The sequence below is a fragment of the Actinomadura roseirufa genome (genome assembly GCF_900659635.1).
In the GTDB taxonomy this organism is placed as follows: Bacteria; Actinomycetota; Actinomycetes; order Streptosporangiales; family Streptosporangiaceae; genus Spirillospora; species Spirillospora roseirufa.
The window spans coordinates 1-4382 of record NZ_CAACVB010000434.1; the positions used below are offsets into that span (position 1 = coordinate 1).

Here is a 4382-nt window from a genome sequence, read left to right on the forward strand (position 1 = left end):
CGCGGCGCCGGTGGCCGCCGGGCGGGCGGGCCCCGCCGGACCGGCGGGCACGGCGGGCACGAGCGCGGCGACCAGGGCGGCGGCGAGCAGCTTCACGGCACTCCTCGGGAGGGAGTCGAACGCGGACGGGGACGGTGCGAGCACAGAACGTTACCAAGAGCCGTCAGGGCCGGAGACCGTCCGGCGCGCGATCAAGGTAAAGGGTTGCCGACCGTTATCGGCCAGTTCCGTTCGGTGGCCCCGTCCTGGTCGGGGACGGCGCGCATCGGCGCAGGCAGCGGGCCCCGTAGACTGGAAATCCCTTCCGGCCGTGCGAAAGGCGTTGTTGTTGGTGGCCGCAGACCAGTCCTTTGACACCGTTCTCGTCGTCGACTTCGGCGCGCAGTACGCGCAGCTGATCGCGCGACGCGTCCGAGAGTGCCATGTGTTCAGCGAGATCGTGCCGTCCACCATGCCGGCCGCGGAGATGCTCGCCCGCCGGCCGAAGGCGATCATCCTGTCCGGCGGCCCGGCGTCGGTGTACGCCGAGGGGGCCCCGGCCGCGCCGGAAGGGCTGTTCGACCTCGGCGTCCCCACGTTCGGGATCTGCTACGGCCACCAGGTGATGGCCCAGGCCCTCGGCGGGACGGTCGAGAACTCCGACATCGCCGAGTACGGCGGCGCCACCGTCGAGGTCACCGCGCCGGGCATGCTCTTCGCCGGGCTGCCGCACGAGCAGGCGGTGTGGATGTCGCACCGCGACTACGTCAGCGGCGCGCCGGAGGGCTTCACCGTCACGGCCAGCACGGACGTGACGCCGGTCGCCGGCATGGAGGACCGCGAGCGCGGCTTCTTCGGCGTGCAGTTCCACCCCGAGGTCCTGCACACCGAGCACGGCATGGAGATCCTGCGGCGCTTCCTGTACGAGGGCGCCGGCTGCCGCCCGAACTGGACGATGGTGAACATCGCCGAGGAGTCCATCGAGGCGGTCCGGGAGCGGGTCGGCGGCCGGCGCGCGATCTGCGCGCTGTCGGGCGGCGTCGACTCCGCGGTGGCCGCCGCGCTCGTCCAGCAGGCCATCGGCGACCAGCTGACCTGCGTGTTCGTCGACCACGGGCTGCTGCGCAAGGGCGAGGCCGAGCAGGTCGAGAAGGACTTCGTCGCCGTCACCGGCGTCAACCTGCACGTCGTGGACGCCCAGGACCGCTTCCTCGCCGCGCTGGAGGGGGTCACCGACCCCGAGCAGAAGCGCAAGATCATCGGGCGCGAGTTCATCCGGGTCTTCGAGGAGGCCGCCCGGGAGATCGTCGCGGGCGCCGGGGCCGCGCCCGGCGGCGCGTCCGAGCCGGTCGAGTTCCTCGTCCAGGGCACCCTCTACCCGGACGTCGTGGAGTCGGGCGGCGGCACCGGCGCGGCCAACATCAAGTCGCACCACAACGTCGGCGGCCTGCCGGACGACCTGCAGTTCCAGCTGGTCGAGCCGCTCCGCACGCTGTTCAAGGACGAGGTGCGCGCGCTCGGCGAGCAGCTCGGCCTGCCGGGCGAGATCGTGTGGCGGCAGCCGTTCCCCGGCCCGGGGCTCGGCATCCGCATCATCGGCGCGGTCACCCGCGAGCGCCTCGACGTCCTGCGCGAGGCCGACGCGATCGCCCGCGAGGAGCTGACCCGCGCCGGGCTCGACCGGGAGATCTGGCAGTTCCCGGTGGTGCTGCTGGCCGACGTCCGCTCCGTCGGCGTGCAGGGCGACGGCCGCACCTACGGCCACCCCGTCGTGCTGCGTCCGGTGACCAGCGAGGACGCGATGACCGCCGACTGGGCGCGGCTGCCCTACGACGTGCTGCAGCGGATCTCCACCCGCATCACCAACGAGGTCCGCGAGATCAACCGGGTCACGGTCGACATCACCTCCAAGCCCCCGGGCACCATCGAGTGGGAGTAGCCCCGGGACGGGCATGAAGAAGGCCCGGACGCCGCGCCGCGTCCGGGCCTCGCTCGTGAGCGGGTCAGACCGCCGCGGGGGCCAGCGCCGCCTCGGCGTCCAGCGTCGCGGCGGTCGCGTTCACGACCGCCGCCACGCGCAGCGCCTCCTGGATCAGCTCGCGGGACAGCCCGCCGTCCCGCAGGACCTTCTCGTGCGACTCCAGGCACCGCCCGCAGCCGTTGACCGCCGACACGGCCAGCGACCACAGCTCGAAGTCGACCTTGTCGACCCCCGGCCGCGCGATGACGCTCATCCGCAGCTTCGCGGGCAGCGTCGCGTAGGTCTCGTCGCCGATGAGGTGCGTGGCACGGTAGTACACGTTGTTCATCGCCATGATCGACGCGGCGGCCTTGGCCGCCTCGAACGCCTCGGCCGACAGGTTGTCGCCCGCCTCGTCGGCCAGCTCGCGGATGACCGTCGCGCTGCGGGTGGCGAGCGCGCAGGCCAGCACCGTCCCCCACAGCTGCTGGTCGGTGAGCTGCGAGGTGGAGGTCAGCGAGCCGAGGTTGAGCTTGGTGTCCTTGGCATAGCCCGGGAGGGCGCTCTTCAGCGCGTCAACGCTCATGGTCGTGCGTCCTTTCGTGCGAACGGCCGGCCGCGCCGGAAGGCCGCGGCCGGCCGGTCCTCGTACGGGCGGTCAGACTCCGGCCCCGGCCAACAGCTTGGCGGCGTCCAGGGTGCTCTCGCCCTTGTTCCAGTTGCACGGGCAGAGCTCGTCGCTCTGCAGCGCGTCCAGGACCCGCAGGACCTCCTTGACGTTCCGGCCGACGGAGCCGGCGGTCACCATGGAGAACTGGATCTCGTTGTTCGGGTCGACGATGAACGTCGCGCGCTGCGCCACGCCGTCCTCGGTGAGGATGCCGAGCGCGGCGGTGAGCTCGCGGTTCAGGTCCGACAGCATCGGGAACGGCAGCTCGCGCAGGTCCGGGTGGTCCTTGCGCCACGCGAAGTGGACGAACTCGTTGTCCACGGACGCGCCGAGCACCTGGGCGTCGCGGTCGGCGAAGTCCTCGTTCAGGCGCCCGAACTCGGCGATCTCGGTCGGACAGATGAAGGTGAAGTCCTTCGGCCAGAAGAACACGACACGCCACTTGCCCTCGTAGGACTTGTGGTTGATCGTCTCGAACGCGTTGTCCGGGTCCAGCGAGACGCAGGCGGTCAGTTCGTACTCGGGGAACTGGTCACCGACAGTAAGCACGCAGGCTCCTTCGACTACGGAATACGTGATGGGAGGCCGCGGGCGCCCTGGTCCGAGCCCCGCGGCTGAGGTCACTCAGCGTGCCGCACCCCGAAGCGAAAGAGAAATCGATCTATCCCAAAAGACCGATAGGAGCTTCCTATCAGCCCCACTGAGGGCTCCCTGACCGGTGCTCACGCCCACGCCGCCCCAGGACACCGTCCGCCCACTTGACGTAAATCACATCCGGCGGCCCGATAACCCTCACGCTCCGTGAGCGCCCGAGGTGCCGGGCAACGCGCCGTTAACGCCTTGTTGCCCCATTAACGCCCATCATTACCCCTCCGTGCAAACCACCGCGTCTCTTGCCTCGCGTAGACCGAGCTTCAATGCGCACAGGCGCAGAGGCGCGTGCAGAGGTGGTGATCTCCGCGCTTGCACGGCTCGCACCCGCCTATCGGCGGGACCGGGGCGGGGAGTGCCGCAGCGATCAGTTCGATCGCCTGTCCGGCGGTGCGGCCGAGCGCCGCACCGCGTCCCGACGGGCCGTACCAGCGGTACGTGTCCTCCTCCCGATCCCAGATGACGTACCGGGCGCCGAGCCCGGCGCGCAGCAGGTGGAGGATGCTCGTTCCGGCCGGACGAAGCGGCGCGATGTGCGGGAGGCGCTGACCGATCAGTGTGGACAACTCGTCGAGGCGCTGAAACGCGCTCTCCGAGGCGCCCATCAGACCCGCTTCAGTTCGCGCCGGGGCAAGGTCGCCGGCAGGGCTGCGGAACCCGCCACCGACAGGGTCGGCAGGCCGAGGTAGGGGTGCCGCAGGGCGCGGACCGCGCACGCTGCGGCAAGGGTCTGCCGGTCCGGCTTGCGCCCTAGAACCACGGCGAGCAGGCCGCTCATCGGCAGTTCCTCAGTTTGGAAGGCAAGGGGGTCTCCGGGATAAGGGGGTGAAGGGAGGTGAAGGGGCGCCTTAGAGGTCGTTTCATTTGGTGAGGCGGCGGTGGCAGATGAGGGCGGCGGCGATGCCGACGAAGGCCAGGAAGTGCTCGGGCTTGCGTTCGTAGCGGCGGTGCAGACGGCGGCAGCCGGCCAGCCAGGAGACGGTGCGCTCGACCACCCAGCGGTGGCGGCCCAGCCGTTGCGAGGACTCGACGCCACGGCGGGCGATGCGTGCCACGATGCCGCGCGAGCGTAGCCAGCGGCGCAGGTGCCGATAGTCATAGCCCTTGTCACCGTGCAGCTTG

Annotated in this window: 6 protein-coding genes; 1 reads left to right on the forward strand and 5 read right to left on the reverse strand. The window is 70.8% G+C overall.

What is annotated here, in order from left to right:
• Positions 1-322 precede the first annotated feature (322 nt).
• The gene (gene guaA / locus E1291_RS39540; protein WP_442316404.1) at positions 323-1918 is read left to right on the forward strand and encodes a glutamine-hydrolyzing GMP synthase; all 1596 of its coding nucleotides are present in this window, start codon (positions 323-325) and stop codon (positions 1916-1918) included.
• A gap of 64 nt (positions 1919-1982) precedes the next feature.
• Here the strand turns inward: guaA and ahpD are convergent, their stop codons facing one another.
• The 5 genes from ahpD to E1291_RS39560 all read right to left on the reverse strand — a co-directional run.
• The gene (ahpD, locus tag E1291_RS39545; protein WP_131743135.1) at positions 1983-2525 is read right to left on the reverse strand and encodes an alkylhydroperoxidase, AhpD family; all 543 of its coding nucleotides are present in this window, start codon (positions 2523-2525) and stop codon (positions 1983-1985) included.
• A gap of 72 nt (positions 2526-2597) precedes the next feature.
• Positions 2598-3158, reverse strand: a complete 561-nt coding sequence (locus E1291_RS39550; RefSeq protein ID WP_131743136.1) for a peroxiredoxin — start codon at positions 3156-3158, stop codon at positions 2598-2600.
• Between the two features lie 365 nt (positions 3159-3523).
• On the reverse strand, positions 3524-3865 hold the full coding sequence (locus tag E1291_RS39555) for a hypothetical protein (protein WP_131743137.1): 342 nt from the start codon (positions 3863-3865) through the stop codon (positions 3524-3526).
• Positions 3865-4038, reverse strand: coding sequence for a hypothetical protein (locus tag E1291_RS42865; protein ID WP_165495522.1), 174 nt, complete (start codon positions 4036-4038; stop codon positions 3865-3867). Before E1291_RS42865 ends, E1291_RS39555 begins: the two co-directional genes overlap by 1 nt.
• An 82-nt stretch (positions 4039-4120) precedes the next feature.
• Positions 4121-4382, reverse strand: a 262-nt coding sequence (locus E1291_RS39560) for a transposase (protein ID WP_165495394.1), incomplete at its 5' end; no start/stop codon positions are given.

Coding starts and splice junctions, on each gene's coding strand:
- ahpD (WP_131743135.1), bottom strand. CDS start 2,525: ATGAGCGTTGACGCGCTGAAGAGCGCCCTCCCGGGCTATGCCAAGGAC.
- E1291_RS39555 (WP_131743137.1), bottom strand. CDS start 3,865: ATGGGCGCCTCGGAGAGCGCGTTTCAGCGCCTCGACGAGTTGTCCACA.
- E1291_RS42865 (WP_165495522.1), bottom strand. CDS start 4,038: ATGAGCGGCCTGCTCGCCGTGGTTCTAGGGCGCAAGCCGGACCGGCAG.